The sequence below is a fragment of the Paenibacillus sp. LBL genome, assembly GCF_029893715.1.
Taxonomy (GTDB): Bacteria; Bacillota; Bacilli; order Paenibacillales; family Paenibacillaceae; genus Paenibacillus_AQ; species Paenibacillus_AQ glucanolyticus.
This window is the reverse complement of the sequence record NZ_JARXYU010000023.1, coordinates 59956-76391: the sequence shown is the minus strand read 5'-3', so window position 1 is coordinate 76391 and position 16436 is coordinate 59956. Positions and strand designations below refer to the sequence as shown.

The following is a 16436-nucleotide window of genomic DNA, read 5'->3' as shown; positions in this document are numbered from 1 at the left end:
TTTAGAAACTGACGAGAATTTGTTCAATTCTCTATTTCAACGTTCCACCGAAGTGGTCCGTTTTACTCACTCGTTGTTCAGTTTTCAAAGATCAATCTGTGTTTCTTTTTCGTCATCCGCATCTCAGCGGCGACTTTTATAATGTATCACACTTCCTATCAACTTTGCAAGCACTTTTTTTAAAAAAAGTTTTTGATGTTTGTTTTGAAGTTTGATGGCCGCCGGTTGGCGGCATCACCTTCGAAAAGGAAGCGAAAATTAATTTACCATATACTGAGCAGTTTAGTCAACACTTTTTCTCAATATTAATGTTTGATTTGCGGAAACTTCCCGTTACGTGCATATTTGGAGAGTTCTTTCTGTGGGGCGAATCGGGCATACATGCGGAATACCGTTTTATATCGGTTAGCGATGGCTTGCCTGATGTTGTGGTCCAATCGTTGGTCGCTCAAATCCAGCAGCATTTCATCCAGTTCTTTTCGCAGTACGTAATCAAGCTCTTTGCACTCTTTTTCGTTGAATAGCATTCCCAGCATGATAGGACCTCCTTATATAGTTAGGTGAACAAGTAACGTCTCACTCGGAATAAAGCTGCTCTTGCCTATGTAAAGGTGATTCACCGTTTGGGGCGGAATCTTTAAACCGAATATACGCTGTCTGCACCTGATGAACTTCTTTTGCTCACGCAGCTGATCTCTTCACTCTGTTAAGCTGCTTTATTAGGTATGCACACTTTCCGGGAAAATTATGACATGAGCCACAACGTAATTGTACTTTCTATAATCGCAGCAGCAAGCAGCAATAGAACCACCCACAGAGATGCAGTACCCAGCTTGCGCCAAAAGCCGCGCCACTCCGCGCCTATCCCGCTTCTGCGTTCACTTCCTGCAAAGATGCCACCAAGACTTCTAAGCACCAGCCCGCCAAAAGCAAGACCATATCCGCAAGCGATGACAATGACCGGTATCTCGATAATTCCATGCGGAAGCAGCCCTTTCACGATCAAATCAAACAAACTCTCTCCGCTTGCCTCCACTACTTTAAGTAAAAATCCAATAACCATCCCATTGATGATCAGGAAGAAAAATGGAATAACACCCAGCAGCAGTCCCGAGAACATGACCAGCACGCTCTTAATGCTGTTGTTCAGAAAGATAAAAACAAAAAAGTTCCATTCCGGATTATCGGAAGCGCCCAGTTGCTGGCTGATCTCACCCAATCCTTGCAGCTGGCTTTTGAGGAATTGTTCGAATCCTTCCGAACTCCATCCCGCCACAATTCCAGCTATAAATAAGACGGTCGATAGCAGCAGCGCCTTCCTGATTGATTTTAAGTCCTTAAGAAAAATGCTAAATCGTAACATTCGCAACCTCCTAAATTGGTATAACTCACAAGTACGAGCATATGTTGAAAGTAAACAAGCTATTGCACACTGAAGGGAGAGGGGCGCACGTATTATGAATTCTTTTTATGTATTCAACGGCAGGAAGATTAAGCGGTTTTTCTTCGTTCTTGCCGCGGCTGTCTTTGCAATCGGCGTTATCTATGTGGAGAGCGATAACATCTCGGTCTTCTCCGAGAACAACCCGTCAGCGATTTACAGCGTGTCTACGGACAAGAAACAAATTGCCTTAACCTTTGACATCAGTTGGGGTGAAAAACGCGCAGAACCCATTTTACAGGCCTTAAAAGACAATGGTGTTCAGAAAGCAACCTTCTTCCTGTCTGCACCATGGAGCAAAACACATCCCGATATTGTCAATACGATTAAGGAAAACGGATATGAAATCGGGAGTCACGGCTTCAAGCACGACAACTACAGCACCCTCACTGATGAAGAGATCCGCAAGCAGATTACCTCGGCACATACTATTTTAACCGCAATGACGGGACAAGAACCCAAATTAATACGAATGCCGAATGGAGATTTTGACAAAAGAGTTCTCAGCATCGCGCAAAGCCTGAACTATACGGTTATTCAATGGGATACGGATTCCAGAGACTGGAAGAACATCGGCGTAGATAAAATTGTGGAGCGCGTGACCTCCAAAGCACATCCGGGCGATATTGTGCTGATGCATGCCAGCGACTCCGTAAAGCAGACGCATGAGGCACTGCCTCTGATCATTAAAGAGCTCCGCAACCAGGGGTATGAGTTCGTTACAGTAACGGACTTGCTTCAACAAGGAAGCACCCAAGGCACGGAGGTTCGAGATCAGGCTTCATTGCAGAAGAGAATTGAAGATGCTGGCGGACTATAAGATTAATGCTTCGTATCCCCCTGTAACCTCATATTGATTAACAAAAAAAGAGCTATGGCATTAGCTCTTTTTTTCGTCTTGTGTAACTTTATGAAGCGTCAGAATCTGGTATGCATTACAGATCAGCAAGGGTACCACCATAAATATGGTCGCGTTGCTTACTCCGATCTGGAGTACCCCGATAATCTCGACAATGGAAATCGCCATCATAAAGAAGAGAGTTGGAATCCACGCATTAGCATTCGTGCTCTTCACTTTTAGATAAGCAACCATAACTGCGATAATCAGAATTGCGATTCCCAAAATCAAATCCTGCTGTAAGCTTGTTGAACCCCCGACGAAAGTACGGAAGAACATCAGCTCCAGTAATGCAAGAACAGCGAGCACAATCTGAATGTATTGCCAGGTCTTCCTGCGGAATATGCCTATCCCCATATAATTCAGAGTCAGGTATGCAAAAAAGCCCATCTGGGAATACACACTCACGAGCGCCCCCGAGCCTAACAAAATCAACGGGTATATTAATACATCGGCCCATCCTGTGAATTCGATCGCACCATTAAACAGCTGCAGTATCAGACCTACAATTAATGCAGCAACTGCTCCAACGAGCAGCGTTTTCAAAAATAATTTAGACCACTTTCGTAAGCTCAACTAACTTCCACCCCCACAGATCATTATTTTACCAACGTTCACAATAAAAAACCATTCTGAATCCGACATATTTCCGCAAAACCATCGCATACTATCCGTAGAACCGTAAGAAAACATGTATCGATGTACTTATACAGAAGACAAAAGGAGGACAACGGTAATGAAGTGGCCGTTATTTCGTTTATGTTTTATCGTCTTCGTTGCTGCCATGGTGCTTACCGCTTGTGGTGCAGAACAAAGCTCGTCCCCGCAGCTTGGATATAAAGAAATCAAATCCATGGTGGTCGACATTCTGAAAACTGACGAAGGAAAAAAGGCAGTCGAAGAGGCGCTTGGCAGTGGATCTGGAGGTACCTCCAGCAGTGGGTCGATGGGAATGCGGATGATTTCCGCTCAATCGGGTGAACAGATTCGTACGGCTGTTAAGGATACACTAGTGTCGGACGAGTATAAAAAAGAAATCGAAAAGATTATGACCGACCCTAAATTTGCCGGTGATTTTGCCAAAGCGATCAATTCCGAAAGCAAACAGCTCCATATGCAGCTGATTAAAGATCCAACGTATCAAAAGGCCATTCAGGATATGCTGAAATCGCCGGATGTCATGAAATCGTTTCTTGAACTGACCAATACGCCGGACTATCGCAAACAGTCCATGACCGTAATGCAGGAAGCCATGCAAAATCCGCTCTTCCGTATGGAGGTTCTGGAGCTGCTCAAGTCGGTGGTGAAGGAAGAGCTTCAGCCTAAGGTAGAGAAAAAGAAACAGGGTGAAGGTCAAGCGCAGGGCGAGCAGGGCAGCGGTGGCGGAAGCGGTGAGAATGGCGGCGAAGGTGGAGAAGAGAGCGGTGAAAGCGGTGGCGGAGGTTAGACACATAGCTTCAAACAACAACAAGCTCCCTGTATGGGAGCTTGTTGTTTATATACATCAGTAATTTATTTGCGCTCGTTGTTGTCTTCAAGCTTGGACGTAATTCTTCTGGCTACTTCATCATAAATGACTGCACTCTCTGTTCCCGATTTATAAACGGATGGAGAGAAATCCGGCTCGGAAGGGTGATTGTCCGGTCCTCCTAACGGAAGCTGCGCGAGCAGTTCGGTATGAAGTGTCTCGGCCAGCTTTCCGCCGCCTCCACGGCCAAATACATAATCCTTCTCCCCACCGTGCGCACATACGTAGTATGACATATTCTCCACAACACCCAGTATTTCATGATCGGTCTGCAATGCCATTGCACCTGCTCTGGCTGCAACAAATGCGGCGGTTGCATGCGGAGTCGTTACGATAATCTCTTTACTCTGTGGAATCATCTGATGCACATCAAGAGCGACATCACCTGTGCCTGGAGGGAGATCCAGCAGCATGTAATCCAGTTCGCCCCACGCGACATCACTGAAGAACTGACGAAGCATTTTGCCAAGCATCGGTCCACGCCAAATCACAGGACTGTTCTCGCGGATGAAGAAACCCATCGACATGACTTTGACACCAAAACGCTCAACCGGAATAATCACGCCGTCTTCGGTCACGGTTGGCCCCTCTTCAATCCCCATCATGTCTGGCACGCTGAACCCATAAATATCAGCATCAATCAATCCTACCTTCTTGCCTTGACGAGCCAAGGCAGCAGCCAAATTCACAGTAACGGTGGATTTGCCTACCCCGCCTTTACCGCTGGCTACCGCAATAAAATGGATCCCTGACTGCTCGCTCAGGAGAGTGTTATCCTCCATGCCGGCAGCATGTCCCTTCGTCAACTTGTCCTCATTGCTTGGCTCTTTAGCACGCGCAGGTCCACCTGCATTACTGTCAAGAGGGCGCATTCGGATATGAATATCTTCCGCCCCCATGGCTTCAAGGATTTCTCGGATCTGCGCTTCCAGGTAAGCGCGTACATCTTCACTGCTGTAAATCACAGATAACCGCACCGTGCTTTCCTTTACAACAATATCACGAATACGCTGGAGCTCCATCAAGCTCTTCCCAGTTTCGGGATCACGTAAAGGCTGGAGTATCTCCTGTACCGTTTCTCTAGTCAGCATATAAGCACCTCTGCTCTATGTAATGGAATAGACAATGTTTCAATATCGCGTCTATTATACCATTACTCTGCAGCTTGTGACGACTCGCTGATGGAATCGCCGGAGGAATAACGCAAAATTCCTTTGTAGACGGAAGCTGCGACCATTCTCTGATATTTCTCATCCCTGAGCAGTTCGGATTCCTGTGGATGGGACAAGAAACCTACCTCCACCAGCGCAGACGGCATGCGCAGAGCTTGCAGCAAAAATATTTTATCGTCCGTTTTTGCCAGACGCTGCGTGTTCTCCAGATTGTTCCTGATCTCATCCTGGATTAATTCAGCCAGCTTTTTGCTGTCCCCATTATTCGGAGGAAAAAACGTCTGTGCCCCTCTCCAGCGATTAGACGGAATGCTGTTCAGATGCATGCTGATAAACATATCCGCCTTGCTGTCTTCAATCTTCCGCACACGCTGCTTGAGATCCTCTGTTTTCCGTTTGGAATACCCCTTCGTGCTTTCTGCAGCGAGGTCGTAGTCTCCTTCTCTTGTCAGGATGACAAGAGCTCCGGCCTGCTGCAAGTAATCACGTAAATAGAGGGTTATGGCCAAGTTCACATCCTTCTCGATGACACCCTGCCGGCTTACCGCCCCACCATCAGGCCCACCATGTCCTGCATCGAGTGCGATGACTTTGCCGGAAAGCGGCAAACTCCAGGTATTGGACGTTTTGGCAGTTGGGATTTCGTACGTCACCACGATAATGAGCAGTGCCAGCAGCGCAATCCCTATTATGGTTTGCTTGATTCTCTTCAACGATATCCACACCGTAACCTTGTCCGATCTCCGCCTGGACATAACAAAACCACCTCGTCCCATGAGTTGTTCTACTCCATCATATGGGACAAGGTGGCTATTTATACCTTCTGTTATACCGTGATCTGTTCTTTCATACCCTCTATCAGCACTTGAGCAACTTCCGGACGTGTGAATTCCGGCGGCGGACAGAGACCTTCCCGGAGCAAACCACGCACCTTGGTTCCGGACAAGGTCAGATGATTCTCTTTTGGATGCGGGCATGTTTTGCTTGAGGCCATGTTTCCACAGGTTGTGCAGAAGAAGCTGTGTTCGAAGAAAAGAGGTGTAATATCAAGCTCTTCCGCCGTGAAGTTTCTGAAAATTTCCTGCGCTTCATAGGTACCGTAATAATCGCCAACCCCCGCGTGATCCCGGCCGACGATAAAGTGGGTACATCCATAGTTTTTCCGAACGATCGCATGAAAAATAGCTTCTCTAGGCCCTGCGTAACGCATCGCAGCCGGGAATACACCCAGAAAGGTACGATCCTCAGGATAGTAATTCTCCAGCAATGTCAGATAACTCTTCATTCGTACATTAGCAGGGACATCGTCTGATTTGGTTTCCCCCACAAGCGGGTTTAAAAAAAGTGCATCCACAATTTCCATTGCACTCTTCTGGATGTACTCATGTGCACGATGAACCGGGTTACGTGTTTGAAAACCGACAATCGTATTCCAGCCCTTGGCTCTGAATTGTTCACGGGTTTCTGCCGGATCAAAATAAAACTCCCCAAACCTTGCCGGCTGCGGGCGGTTCAAAACTTGAATGGGGCCTCCTACGTAGATTGCAGATCGTTCAAAAAGTTTCTTTACACCAGGGTGCTCCGGATCGTCTGTCTTAAATACTTGAACAGCCTCGACTTGCTGATCTACCTGATAGATGCTCTCTACATCGATAACGCCGTAGATCACACCGTCCTCTTCTCCTACCAGCGCAGCTTTCTCGCCTACAACGAGGCTAGCCGCTGTATCCTCATCAACAGCCAGTGTGACTGGAATGCTCCACACCGTGCCATTAGATAAACGCATCGTGGATATGACTGACTTATAGTCCAACTCGTTAAGAAACCCTTGCAATGGCGAAAATGCCCCGACTCCAATGAGATCCAGGTCCGATATGCTCCAGGCGTTAACAGATATCTTAGACAAAGTGTCTGCCTGCTTCAATATAACGTCACGCTCTTCTCCGTGGGCTACCCGCTGTACCAGCGTACCTCCATGAGGGAGTATGGCTGTCATGAATGATTCCTCCTCTGTTGCTATGAATGAATTAACATCATTAATGGATTCTTATTTATGAAGTCCGCATTCCGTCTTCTCATGTCCTGACCAGCGTCCTGCACGCGGATCTTCCCCAGGAAAGACCTGCCGTGTGCAATACTCACAGCCAATGCTCGGATAATTCTGATCATGAAGCGGATTGTAGATAATATCGTTAGCACGGATATAATTCCACACATCTTCACTTGTCCAAGCTGCAATGGGATTGAATTTGACCAAACCAAACTTCGTATCGTATTCGATCTTCTTCGAATTGGCACGAGTCGGAGCTTGATCCCTGCGGATTCCTGTAATCCACGCTTCATACTGGGACAGAATCCGAGTGAGCGGCTCTACCTTACGAATGTTACAGCACTCGTTCGGGCTAACCCTCCACAGTTCTTCCCCAAACTGAGCTGCCTGTTCTTCCGGCGTAATGAGAGGAGATACCTTTACAAACTCCAAGCTGTAGTGCTCTGCCATCCGGTCCCGAGTTTCATAGGTCTCCTTAAAATGAAAATCGGTATCCAGATAGAAAATATCTGTTGATGGGCTGATCTTCTGAATCATATCCACCAATACCACATCTTCTGCTCCAAAGCTGCAAGCGAACGTTATATTGGGAAATGTCTTGATCGCAAATGCTATGACTTCCTCAGCCGTTGCATGCTCAAGCTCTTCTGCCTGCACTCTGATTAAATCTTCTTTCTCCAGCAAATTCATGATTATGCCTCCCCCGTTATTAATCCCGATAATCCTACTGAAATAATATGAATTAAATACAGTATAAAACAATCCTAATAAATGTCAACCATCAAATCGACACCTTTAAAAACGAAAAAACCTTTCCTGCACTAGCAGGAAAGGTCTTCATGTTACCCCAATTTCCAAACATTTTGACAAATAGCAAACTTAGTCTACTGCCACGGTTGCCTCTGCAGCTTTGGCGGCAACAGGACTGGAACCTTTTCCATCCGTGTCCTCGGATTTTGGAGCAGGTGCCTGATTTGTCGTTCGCAGCGGAATTTCCTTCAAGAAGAAGACAAGCAGCAGTGCTACTGCCAGAACTACCGTACCTGTCAGGAACACCATGGACAATGTATTCCCAAGCGCATCACGGATCGTGTCGATCATTTGCACGAATAAAGGCTGTACATCAGCAGGAAGATTTGCCTGTGTCTGCTCGATGAGCGGCTTATTCATCAGTGTCTGCGGATTGGCGAAGGACAGCAACTGCTGCGCTAGCTGCGGATCCACAGAGCTAAAATCCGGCGCATTAGCCGATTGAAGTGATTCCTTCAGGTTCTTCGTCAGATTATTCGACATAACCGTACCCATAACCGCGATACCAATTGTACCTCCAAGATTACGGAACAATTGAGACGAAGCCGTTGCCACGCCAAGCTCCTGGTGAGATACCGCATTCTGAGTTGCTAAAGAGAAGACCGGCATGCCCAGACCTAAACCGATACCGAAAATCACGGTACTGATCACAGTAAGCCAGATATTGTCCATGAACACCATAATGCCCATACCCACCATCATTATTGGAACTCCAATAAGTGCATAGCGTTTATACTTACCGCTCTTAGCAATAAGCTGGCCTGCTATCGCACTCATACCCATCATGAAAATCGACATAGGTATGGTTACATAACCCGCATATGTTGGTGAGATACCAAGTACGCCCTGAACATAGAAGGATATATAAATCATGGCACCCATCAAACCAAAGTTCATAAAGAATCCAATCAGATTGGATACCGTAACTACGCTGTTCTTAAACAAACTGAGGGGCAGAATCGGCTCTTTGGCTTTCATCTCGATAAAAATAAAGATGAGGGCCGATACAACCGAGCCTGCTATAAGACCGATAATTTCCGGTGACCCCCAAGGGTACTCCGTGCCCGCCCAAGAGAAAGCAAGCAGCAAGGGAACGATGGAAGTTGTAAGAAACAAGGAGCCCAGATAGTCAACGGACTGTCCTGTCTTGCGCTCAACCTTCGGAAATAACGACCAGATCATGATAAAGGCTACCACGCCCAGCGGCAGGAAGATCCAGAATAACCAGCGCCACTCAATGTTATCTACCAGGTATCCGCCAAGAGTTGGTCCAAGGACACTGGAGAAGCCGAATACGGCTGTCATGAGTCCCATCCACTTACCACGTTCTCGAGGTGGGAATAAGTCACCGACAGACATAAATGCTGTCGATTGGATTATACCGGCACCAATACCCTGAATACCGCGGTATATGATGAATTGGTACACATCTGTTGATGTACCCGTTAGAAAGGCCCCCAACATAAAAAATAATATACCTATTAAGATGAACGGTTTACGTCCAAACATATCAGACAGCTTACCAACCAGTATCGTTGCTATGGTTGATGTCAGCAAATAAATGTTGATGGTCCATGTATAATAATCCATGCCATCAAGAATAGCGATAATTCGCGGCATTGCCGTGCTTGTTATCGTCTGGTTAATGGCTGCGAAGAACATTGCGGCCATAATGGCTACCATAATTGAAACTTTACGTTTAAGCGTTAAATGCTCCATGCTCCACCTCTACCCATTTTGATTATCTATGTTTGACAGCATCAAGGAAAAAATCCGATTTAGATGCTCTATGTCTTCTTCAGAGAGATTGTCAAAGAACCCCTGAATCACTTCTTTTTGATCTCTTTTCACACTTCTAATGATCTCAAGCCCGGACTCCATGATCGTGATATTCACGACTCTGCGGTCATCCTCAGCACGCTCTTTCTGCAGATATCCTTCTGCGACCAATTTATCCGTCAGCCCCGTAATTGCCGGTGGGGTCAAGGACAAGGCCTCTGCAAGATCAGATACCTTTTGCGGCCCCCGCAATTTTAAAACATACAACACTTGAAATTGTGGGTATGTGACATTGTACTTTCCGGCACCTGATTTCTTCCATTCCTGCGATATGTTCTTTAGCAGGGCACGAAACATAGATGATACTTTGAAAATCTGTTCACTTTTATCCAACAATATCCCCCTTACCACATTCAAAATCATTTAATCAATTAATGATTAAATATTAATTATTTAAGTACTTAATTAATTTGCATTTATTAATATATCTCTATTTACATATCAAGTCAAGTGGTGATGGATGTCATTTTCAGCGGAATGGAGGTGCAATCGGTTCCTATATCCTCAGGTTGTGCACATCATGTGCACAACCTGTTTTATTTGATGTGATATCACATGCTTCACCTGCGGTTATGTGCATATCATTGTGGACAAACATAAAAAAGCTCTTGACCATAATTGGCCAAGAGCTTCGTAGATCGAGAATATTAACGTTTCGAGAACTGAGGTGCGCGACGAGCTGCTTTAAGACCGTATTTTTTACGTTCTTTCATACGTGGGTCGCGTGTCAGGAATCCAGCTCTTTTCAGAGAAGGACGGAATTCAGGATCTGCTTTCAGAAGAGCACGGGAGATACCGTGACGGATTGCTCCAGCTTGACCGGAGATGCCGCCACCGTGTGCGATGACAAGCACGTCATATTTGCCCAGTGTTTCTGTCAGATTCAAAGGTTGTTTAACGATCAGTTTGAGTGTTTCCAAACCGAAGTACTCATTAATATCACGTTTATTGATGACAATTCGTCCTTCACCCGGTACGAGGCGTACACGTGCTACCGAATGTTTACGACGACCTGTCCCATAGTATTGTACTTGTGCCATGAAACTGTCCTCCTTTTTAATTAACCGCGAAGTTCGTAAGCTTCTGGTTTTTGTGCTTCATGTGGATGCGCTGCGCCTGCATATGCTTTCAGTCTCAGCTTCATTTTTTCGCCCATGCGAGTTTTAGGAAGCATGCCGTGAACCGCACTTTCGATTACACGCTCTGGGTATTTAGCAATCAGGTCTTGAGCAACAGTTACTTTCAATCCACCTGGGTGCAGGGAGTGACGATAGTATTTCTTGTTCTCCATCTTTTTGCCAGTGAGGTGGATCTTCTCGGAATTGATAACAACCACGAAATCCCCTGTGTCAACATGTGGAGTGAATTGAGGCTTATGTTTGCCGCGGATCAAAGCCGCAACTTCACTTGCTAAACGGCCAAGCGTCTTGCCTTCGGCATCAACGATGTACCATTTGCGCTCAACTTCATTTGGCTTCGCCATATAGGTGGTACGCATGTATAGTTCCTCCTTGTATTCGTCCGAAAATCATCATTAATTTTCATCATTTATCTTCGTTCATGTGTAAAGCATTGTCATGGTGTTGCAGTCTTGCAATCGGCATTTTCTTAACCGGGGCTGTGGGTGAGCCGTTAAGAAAACACAACTTATATAATACAGGATTACGCCCACTTACGCAAGTGTTTTTTAGGTTTACTACCTGAAACCTTGCGCATTACCGCCGGAACATCAGAATTCCTGAAGCGGATTCTCATTCCCGGTGATATCGTATTCCACTTCCCACAACATCAGGCCCTTGCCCATGGCTGTAGGCCCGGCTGCTGCCCGGTTCTTGGCCTCCAGTATGATCTTCATATCATCCGGATGACGCTTGCCTTCCCCGACCTCAATCAGCGTGCCCATGATAATTCGAACCATATGCTGCAGAAACCCATTCCCGGATAAGTACGTATGAATGACCCCCTGATCTCTAGTGCCGGGGCGGCACATCGAGGTATCCCTCTCAAACCAGGCATCAAATATAGTTCGTACATGGGACGATTTCGTCGACTTCCGCGACGCAAACGTTGTATAATCATACGTTCCGATCAGATGACGAAGTCCCTGCTCCATCGCTGGGATATCTAGTTGTCCATAATGATGGATCTGATAGCGGCGATTGAATAAGTCCGGATGCTGATTCGCATTGATCGTATAGCGGTAGGTTTTGCGTTTGGCTGCATGGCGGGAATGAAATTCCATAGGTACCTCCATCGCATCCGAAACTACGATATCTTCCGGCAACCAGGTGTTTAATGCCATACACCAACGCTCCAAGGGAATTGGAGAAGCTGTGTAGAAATTGAATACTTGGGCGCGTGCATGCACCCCAGCATCCGTCCGGCCAGAAGCAGTAATCTTGAGCTGTTCTCCGGACAAGCGATGAATTGCTTCCTCCAAATAATCCTGAATCGTGTGGCCACCGGGCTGGGTCTGAAAGCCGTTATAATCGGTACCGTCGTAACTGACCCTCATCAGAAGATTACGCATTGCTGGCCTCCTGAGTGCTTTTTAGCTCAGTATTTCCAAGGCTCGTTCTACTGAGGCGTTTTGACGCCTTCACTTATTCGGAGCTATTGGGATACCAGCCTAAAGCCAATACACATTATCAAAAAAAGAGCCCCATAGGAGCTCCTTTTCATCATGTTAAGCCGAACCCTTCGAGTCAGCCACATGACTAGAAGGTCCCCGTTATTACTGCCCATGGAGTAGTCGAGACGAGTCGAACCAGATGATCGACTATATCTCGCACCACTTCCCGTTCATGGCTCTAAGAATAAACCTCTACAGAGCCGGGCATACATAACTACAGTCACTTCAATGGAACAAAGCTAAATTACGCGCGATCCACCAGTTCCAAGAAAACCATTGGAGCTGCGTCACCACGACGAGGACCCAGCTTCAGGATACGAGTGTATCCGCCTGGACGCTCGGAGTAACGTGGAGCGATTTCGGAGAACAATTTTTGAATTGCATCTTGTTCGCCATCTACTGTTTCACGACGCACGAATGCAGCTACTTGACGACGAGCGTGCAGATCACCTTTTTTTGCTTTTGTGATCAGTTTCTCAGCGATCGAACGAACTTCTTTCGCTTTGGCTTCTGTCGTTTGAATGCGTTCATATAAGAAAAGGTCGGTTACCAGGTCACGGAACAACGCTTTACGCGCACTGGAATCGCGGCCCAACTTTTGGTATGCCATGTGTTTTTCCCTCCTTTGCTAAGCTAAGCCGAATCTATGCTATTCTTCCGTACGAAGTCCCAGGCCCAACTCTTCAAGCTTCTCTTGAACTTCCTCCAAGGATTTGCGTCCGAGGTTCCGGACTTTCATCATATCCTCTTCGGTTTTCGTAGTCAGCTCTTGTACCGTATTAATGCCAGCACGTTTCAAGCAGTTGTAGGAACGAACGGAAAGATCCAGCTCTTCGATCGTCATTTCAAGCACTTTTTCTTTCTTGTCTTCTTCTTTCTCAACCATGATCTCTGCATCCTTGGCTTCGTCGGTCAGACCCACGAAGAGGAACAGATGCTCGGTCAAGATTTTCGCGCCGAGACTAACGGCTTCTTCTGGGCGAATGCTGCCATCCGTCCAAATTTCAAGCGTCAGTTTGTCGTAGTTAGTCACTTGACCAACACGCGTATTTTCCACGCCGTAGTTCACACGGCTAATCGGAGTGTAGATCGAATCGACGGGAATGACGCCGATAGGCTGGTCATCGCGTTTGTTCCGATCCGCCTGGACATAGCCACGACCGCGACTGGCAAAAATACGCATATGAAGTCTTGCACCAGGGCCGAGCGTTGCAATATGAAGATCTGGATTCAGAATCTCCACATCACTATCCGCACGGATATCACCAGCAGTAACAACCCCTTCACCTTCCGCATCAATCTCGAACACTTTCTCTTCATCGGAATGAATTTTCAGAGACAAAGCTTTCAGGTTCAGGATGACTTCGGTCACGTCTTCCATGACACCCGGAATCGTGGAAAATTCATGAAGTACGCCATCGATTTGAATCGATGTAACTGCAGCGCCCGGGAGTGAGGACAGCAGGATGCGGCGAAGCGAGTTCCCCAGCGTCGTGCCGTATCCTCTCTCTAGAGGCTCAACAACGAATTTCCCATAGGTTCCTTCTTCATTGACATCAACGGTCTCAATTTTCGGCTTTTCGATTTCAATCACGCAAGTACCCCTCCTTCAAACGTCGCTCCTATATGAAACTGTCATCTTATCCAGTAATCCATGTAGTAGTATGCCTAAACAACCATTATTAGCAGATTGCAACGGATTTATACCACATTAACAGGATGACTTCATTATACGCGACGACGTTTTGGTGGGCGGCATCCGTTATGTGGAATTGGTGTAACGTCTTTGATCAGGTTTACTTCGAGACCTGCTGCTTGCAGAGAACGAATTGCTGCTTCACGACCAGCACCAGGACCTTTAACCATTACTTCCACCGCTTTCATACCGTGTTCCATAGCCGCTTTGGCAGCTGATTCAGCAGCCATTTGCGCAGCGAACGGGGTCGACTTACGGGAACCTTTAAATCCAAGGCCGCCGGAGCTTGCCCAAGAAATCGCGTTTCCGTGAGGATCCGTAATCGTTACGATTGTATTGTTGAATGTGGAGCGAATATGAGCCACGCCACTTTCAATATTTTTGCGGTCACGACGTTTAGTACGTACGACTTTTTTTGGTTTAGCCATTGTCTATTATCCCCCTTTCTTATTTCTTCTTGTTCGCTACGGTACGACGAGGACCTTTACGTGTACGAGCATTCGTTTTAGTACGTTGACCACGAACAGGCAATCCACGACGGTGACGAATACCGCGGTAGCAGCCGATCTCCGTGAGACGTTTAATATTCAAGGAAATTTCACGACGCAGGTCACCTTCAACCTTAACCATACCGTCGATCGTTTCGCGCAATTTGCTGACTTCATCTTCTGTCAAATCACGGACACGAGTGTCCGCATTGATTCCAGTTTCTTTCAATACTTTCTGGGAAGTCGTTTTACCGATTCCGAAAATGTAAGTCAAGGCGATCTCAACGCGTTTGTCACGTGGCAAATCCACACCAGCTATACGAGCCATTTTACGCTACACCCCCTTCTTTAACCTTGTTTTTGTTTGTGTTTCGGATTTTCACAGATAACCATTACGTTCCCTTTGCGGCGAATGACTTTGCATTTTTCGCAAATAGGCTTTACAGAAGGTCTTACCTTCATGCTAATTACCTCCTCGTAGTTTTACGTTGTAAAACCAGCTTCGAAACTAAAGTAGTTTGTAACCGCTGCTGAGTTTTACGTCAGTAAAACCGCTTCGCAGCTTTCCTTGATTCCCCAGGGGAACCTTGAATCTATTTACGGTACGTGATACGACCTTTGGTTAAATCATACGGCGAGAGTTGAACAACCACTTTGTCTCCTGTAAGGATACGGATAAAGTGCATCCGCAGCTTCCCGGATACATGAGCGAGAATCTGATGACCATTCTCCAGCTCGACTTTAAAGGTAGCATTCGGCAACGGCTCAATGACCGTCCCTTCGACTTCAATGACATCTTCTTTAGCCACAGTTAGTCTCCTTTCTGATTTGCCTTGGATTTATCGGATACAAACCGGCTCAGTGCAAAACGCAGCTTACCGTTTGTGACCCGACCGCTTTCTTGCAAACTGTTTACCACTTCACTGCTGATGATGGATAGGGGCTCCAGATGAAGAACATTCTTCTTCTTCGCTCCGTCAAACTTGCGTTTGTCTCCATCCGCGATCCACACGAACCTGCTGTCCTCAATTGAGACGATAACGGCATACTGACCGGCATCTCTGCCTTTCAGTATCTTAACGATCTGTCCGGTCTGAAACGTGATTTCGTTATTCAAGTCCATCACCCTATTCCGGCAGCTTCGTCAAAATTTCCATGCCATCCGGAGTGACTGCCACCGTGTGCTCGAAGTGGGCACATAGCGAGCCGTCTACCGTTACAACCGTCCAGTTGTCTTCCAGCGTCTTCACATTCCGTTTACCCGCGTTGACCATCGGCTCAATCGCGAGCACCATGCCCGGTTTGAGTCTTGGACCGCGGTCAGGTATGCCATAGTTCGGAATTTGCGGATCCTCATGCAGATCGGTACCCACACCATGACCAACGTATTCCCGGACAACAGAGAAACCTGCATCCTCGATATGACGCTGTATGGCATGAGAAATCGTAAACAAGCGGACATCAGGTTTGATTAGCGCAAGTCCAGCATAGAGCGATCCTTCCGTTACGTCCAGCAGACGCTGGGCTTCTTCGGAAATCTCTCCTACAGCGTAGGTCCATGCCGAGTCACCGTGGTAACCCTGGTACTGTGCACCGATATCAAACGTAACGATATCGCCCTCGATTAATTTGCGTTTGCCTGGAAATCCATGCACCAATTCTTCGTTGACTGATGCGCAAATGCTGGAAGGAAATCCGTTGTAGCCTTTAAAAGATGGCACAGCGCCTTGGCTTCGAATGAACTTGTCGGCCATTAGGTCCAGTTCCCCGGTTGTAATGCCCGGTTCAACATGAGCGGCAAGGAGTTTGTGGCATTCCGCCACGATCCTTCCTGCTTCTCTCATCAAGCTCAGTTCCGTTTCGGATTTACAAATGATCATTA

The 16436-nt window shown here is 46.7% G+C and carries 22 protein-coding genes; 2 read left to right on the top strand and 20 right to left on the bottom strand.

Translation table 11 applies throughout. From position 1 onward, the window contains the following. Window positions 1–305: 305 nt before the first annotated feature. Together M2277_RS28885 and M2277_RS28880 are read right to left on the bottom strand one after the other, a co-directional pair. Entirely contained in the window at window positions 306–536 is a 231-nt protein-coding gene (locus M2277_RS28885) for a hypothetical protein (RefSeq protein WP_006212879.1), read from the bottom strand. A gap of 209 nt (window positions 537–745) precedes the next feature. Then, window positions 746–1363, bottom strand: a complete 618-nt coding sequence (locus M2277_RS28880; RefSeq protein WP_036638449.1) for a stage II sporulation protein M — start codon at window positions 1361–1363, stop codon at window positions 746–748. Between the two features lie 94 nt (window positions 1364–1457). Here M2277_RS28880 and pdaB point away from each other — a divergent pair, with 94 nt between their 5' ends. Next, window positions 1458–2261: a polysaccharide deacetylase family sporulation protein PdaB gene (gene pdaB / locus M2277_RS28875; protein WP_280756226.1), complete on the top strand. Its 804-nt coding sequence runs from the start codon at window positions 1458–1460 to the stop codon at window positions 2259–2261. Window positions 2262–2321: 60 nt separating this feature from the next. Here pdaB and M2277_RS28870 read toward each other — a convergent pair whose 3' ends face one another. Beyond that, entirely contained in the window at window positions 2322–2915 is a 594-nt protein-coding gene (locus M2277_RS28870) for a KinB-signaling pathway activation protein (protein WP_036638446.1), read from the bottom strand. Window positions 2916–3075: 160 nt separating this feature from the next. Between M2277_RS28870 and gerD the strand changes: the two genes are divergently transcribed. After that, the gene (gene gerD, locus M2277_RS28865) at window positions 3076–3786 is read left to right on the top strand and encodes a spore germination lipoprotein GerD (protein WP_148246402.1); all 711 of its coding nucleotides are present in this window, start codon (window positions 3076–3078) and stop codon (window positions 3784–3786) included. A gap of 65 nt (window positions 3787–3851) precedes the next feature. Here gerD and M2277_RS28860 read toward each other — a convergent pair whose 3' ends face one another. From M2277_RS28860 to map, 17 genes are all read right to left on the bottom strand, one after another. After that, entirely contained in the window at window positions 3852–4958 is a 1107-nt protein-coding gene (locus M2277_RS28860) for an Mrp/NBP35 family ATP-binding protein (protein ID WP_280756225.1), read from the bottom strand. Window positions 4959–5020: 62 nt separating this feature from the next. Then, on the bottom strand, window positions 5021–5794 hold the full coding sequence (cwlD, locus tag M2277_RS28855; RefSeq protein WP_006212886.1) for an N-acetylmuramoyl-L-alanine amidase CwlD: 774 nt from the start codon (window positions 5792–5794) through the stop codon (window positions 5021–5023). Between the two features lie 71 nt (window positions 5795–5865). Then, on the bottom strand, window positions 5866–7035 hold the full coding sequence (sat, locus tag M2277_RS28850; protein WP_280756224.1) for a sulfate adenylyltransferase: 1170 nt from the start codon (window positions 7033–7035) through the stop codon (window positions 5866–5868). A gap of 51 nt (window positions 7036–7086) precedes the next feature. Further along, entirely contained in the window at window positions 7087–7779 is a 693-nt protein-coding gene (locus tag M2277_RS28845) for a phosphoadenylyl-sulfate reductase (protein WP_006212888.1), read from the bottom strand. A 189-nt stretch (window positions 7780–7968) separates the two neighbouring features. After that, on the bottom strand, window positions 7969–9618 hold the full coding sequence (locus tag M2277_RS28840) for an MDR family MFS transporter (protein ID WP_006212889.1): 1650 nt from the start codon (window positions 9616–9618) through the stop codon (window positions 7969–7971). Between the two features lie 9 nt (window positions 9619–9627). Then, on the bottom strand, window positions 9628–10071 hold the full coding sequence (locus M2277_RS28835; RefSeq protein ID WP_006212890.1) for a MarR family winged helix-turn-helix transcriptional regulator: 444 nt from the start codon (window positions 10069–10071) through the stop codon (window positions 9628–9630). Window positions 10072–10385: 314 nt separating this feature from the next. After that, on the bottom strand, window positions 10386–10778 hold the full coding sequence (rpsI, locus tag M2277_RS28830) for a 30S ribosomal protein S9 (RefSeq protein WP_006212891.1): 393 nt from the start codon (window positions 10776–10778) through the stop codon (window positions 10386–10388). 20 nt (window positions 10779–10798) lie between these two features. Next, entirely contained in the window at window positions 10799–11236 is a 438-nt protein-coding gene (gene rplM / locus M2277_RS28825; RefSeq protein ID WP_006212892.1) for a 50S ribosomal protein L13, read from the bottom strand. Between the two features lie 231 nt (window positions 11237–11467). After that, on the bottom strand, window positions 11468–12268 hold the full coding sequence (gene truA / locus M2277_RS28820; protein WP_280756223.1) for a tRNA pseudouridine(38-40) synthase TruA: 801 nt from the start codon (window positions 12266–12268) through the stop codon (window positions 11468–11470). A gap of 346 nt (window positions 12269–12614) precedes the next feature. Then, window positions 12615–12980 carry a 50S ribosomal protein L17 gene (rplQ, locus tag M2277_RS28815; RefSeq protein WP_006212894.1) on the bottom strand — a complete coding sequence of 122 codons (366 nt, stop codon included), beginning with the start codon at window positions 12978–12980 and terminating at the stop codon, window positions 12615–12617. A 39-nt stretch (window positions 12981–13019) separates the two neighbouring features. After that, a complete protein-coding gene (locus tag M2277_RS28810) occupies window positions 13020–13964 on the bottom strand; it encodes a DNA-directed RNA polymerase subunit alpha (protein ID WP_006212895.1) in 945 nt (314 codons plus the stop codon). Between the two features lie 134 nt (window positions 13965–14098). Continuing rightward, window positions 14099–14494, bottom strand: coding sequence for a 30S ribosomal protein S11 (rpsK, locus tag M2277_RS28805; RefSeq protein WP_006212896.1), 396 nt, complete (start codon window positions 14492–14494; stop codon window positions 14099–14101). A 19-nt stretch (window positions 14495–14513) separates the two neighbouring features. Further along, the gene (rpsM, locus tag M2277_RS28800; RefSeq protein WP_006212897.1) at window positions 14514–14882 is read right to left on the bottom strand and encodes a 30S ribosomal protein S13; all 369 of its coding nucleotides are present in this window, start codon (window positions 14880–14882) and stop codon (window positions 14514–14516) included. A 20-nt stretch (window positions 14883–14902) separates the two neighbouring features. After that, window positions 14903–15016, bottom strand: a complete 114-nt coding sequence (gene rpmJ, locus M2277_RS28795; protein WP_003333770.1) for a 50S ribosomal protein L36 — start codon at window positions 15014–15016, stop codon at window positions 14903–14905. Window positions 15017–15147: 131 nt separating this feature from the next. Further along, window positions 15148–15363, bottom strand: a complete 216-nt coding sequence (gene infA / locus M2277_RS28790; protein WP_006212898.1) for a translation initiation factor IF-1 — start codon at window positions 15361–15363, stop codon at window positions 15148–15150. Window positions 15364–15365: 2 nt separating this feature from the next. Further along, window positions 15366–15677 carry a KOW domain-containing RNA-binding protein gene (locus M2277_RS28785; protein WP_006212899.1) on the bottom strand — a complete coding sequence of 104 codons (312 nt, stop codon included), beginning with the start codon at window positions 15675–15677 and terminating at the stop codon, window positions 15366–15368. 4 nt (window positions 15678–15681) lie between these two features. Continuing rightward, window positions 15682–16434, bottom strand: a complete 753-nt coding sequence (map, locus tag M2277_RS28780; RefSeq protein ID WP_006212900.1) for a type I methionyl aminopeptidase — start codon at window positions 16432–16434, stop codon at window positions 15682–15684. Window positions 16435–16436: the final 2 nt, after the last annotated feature.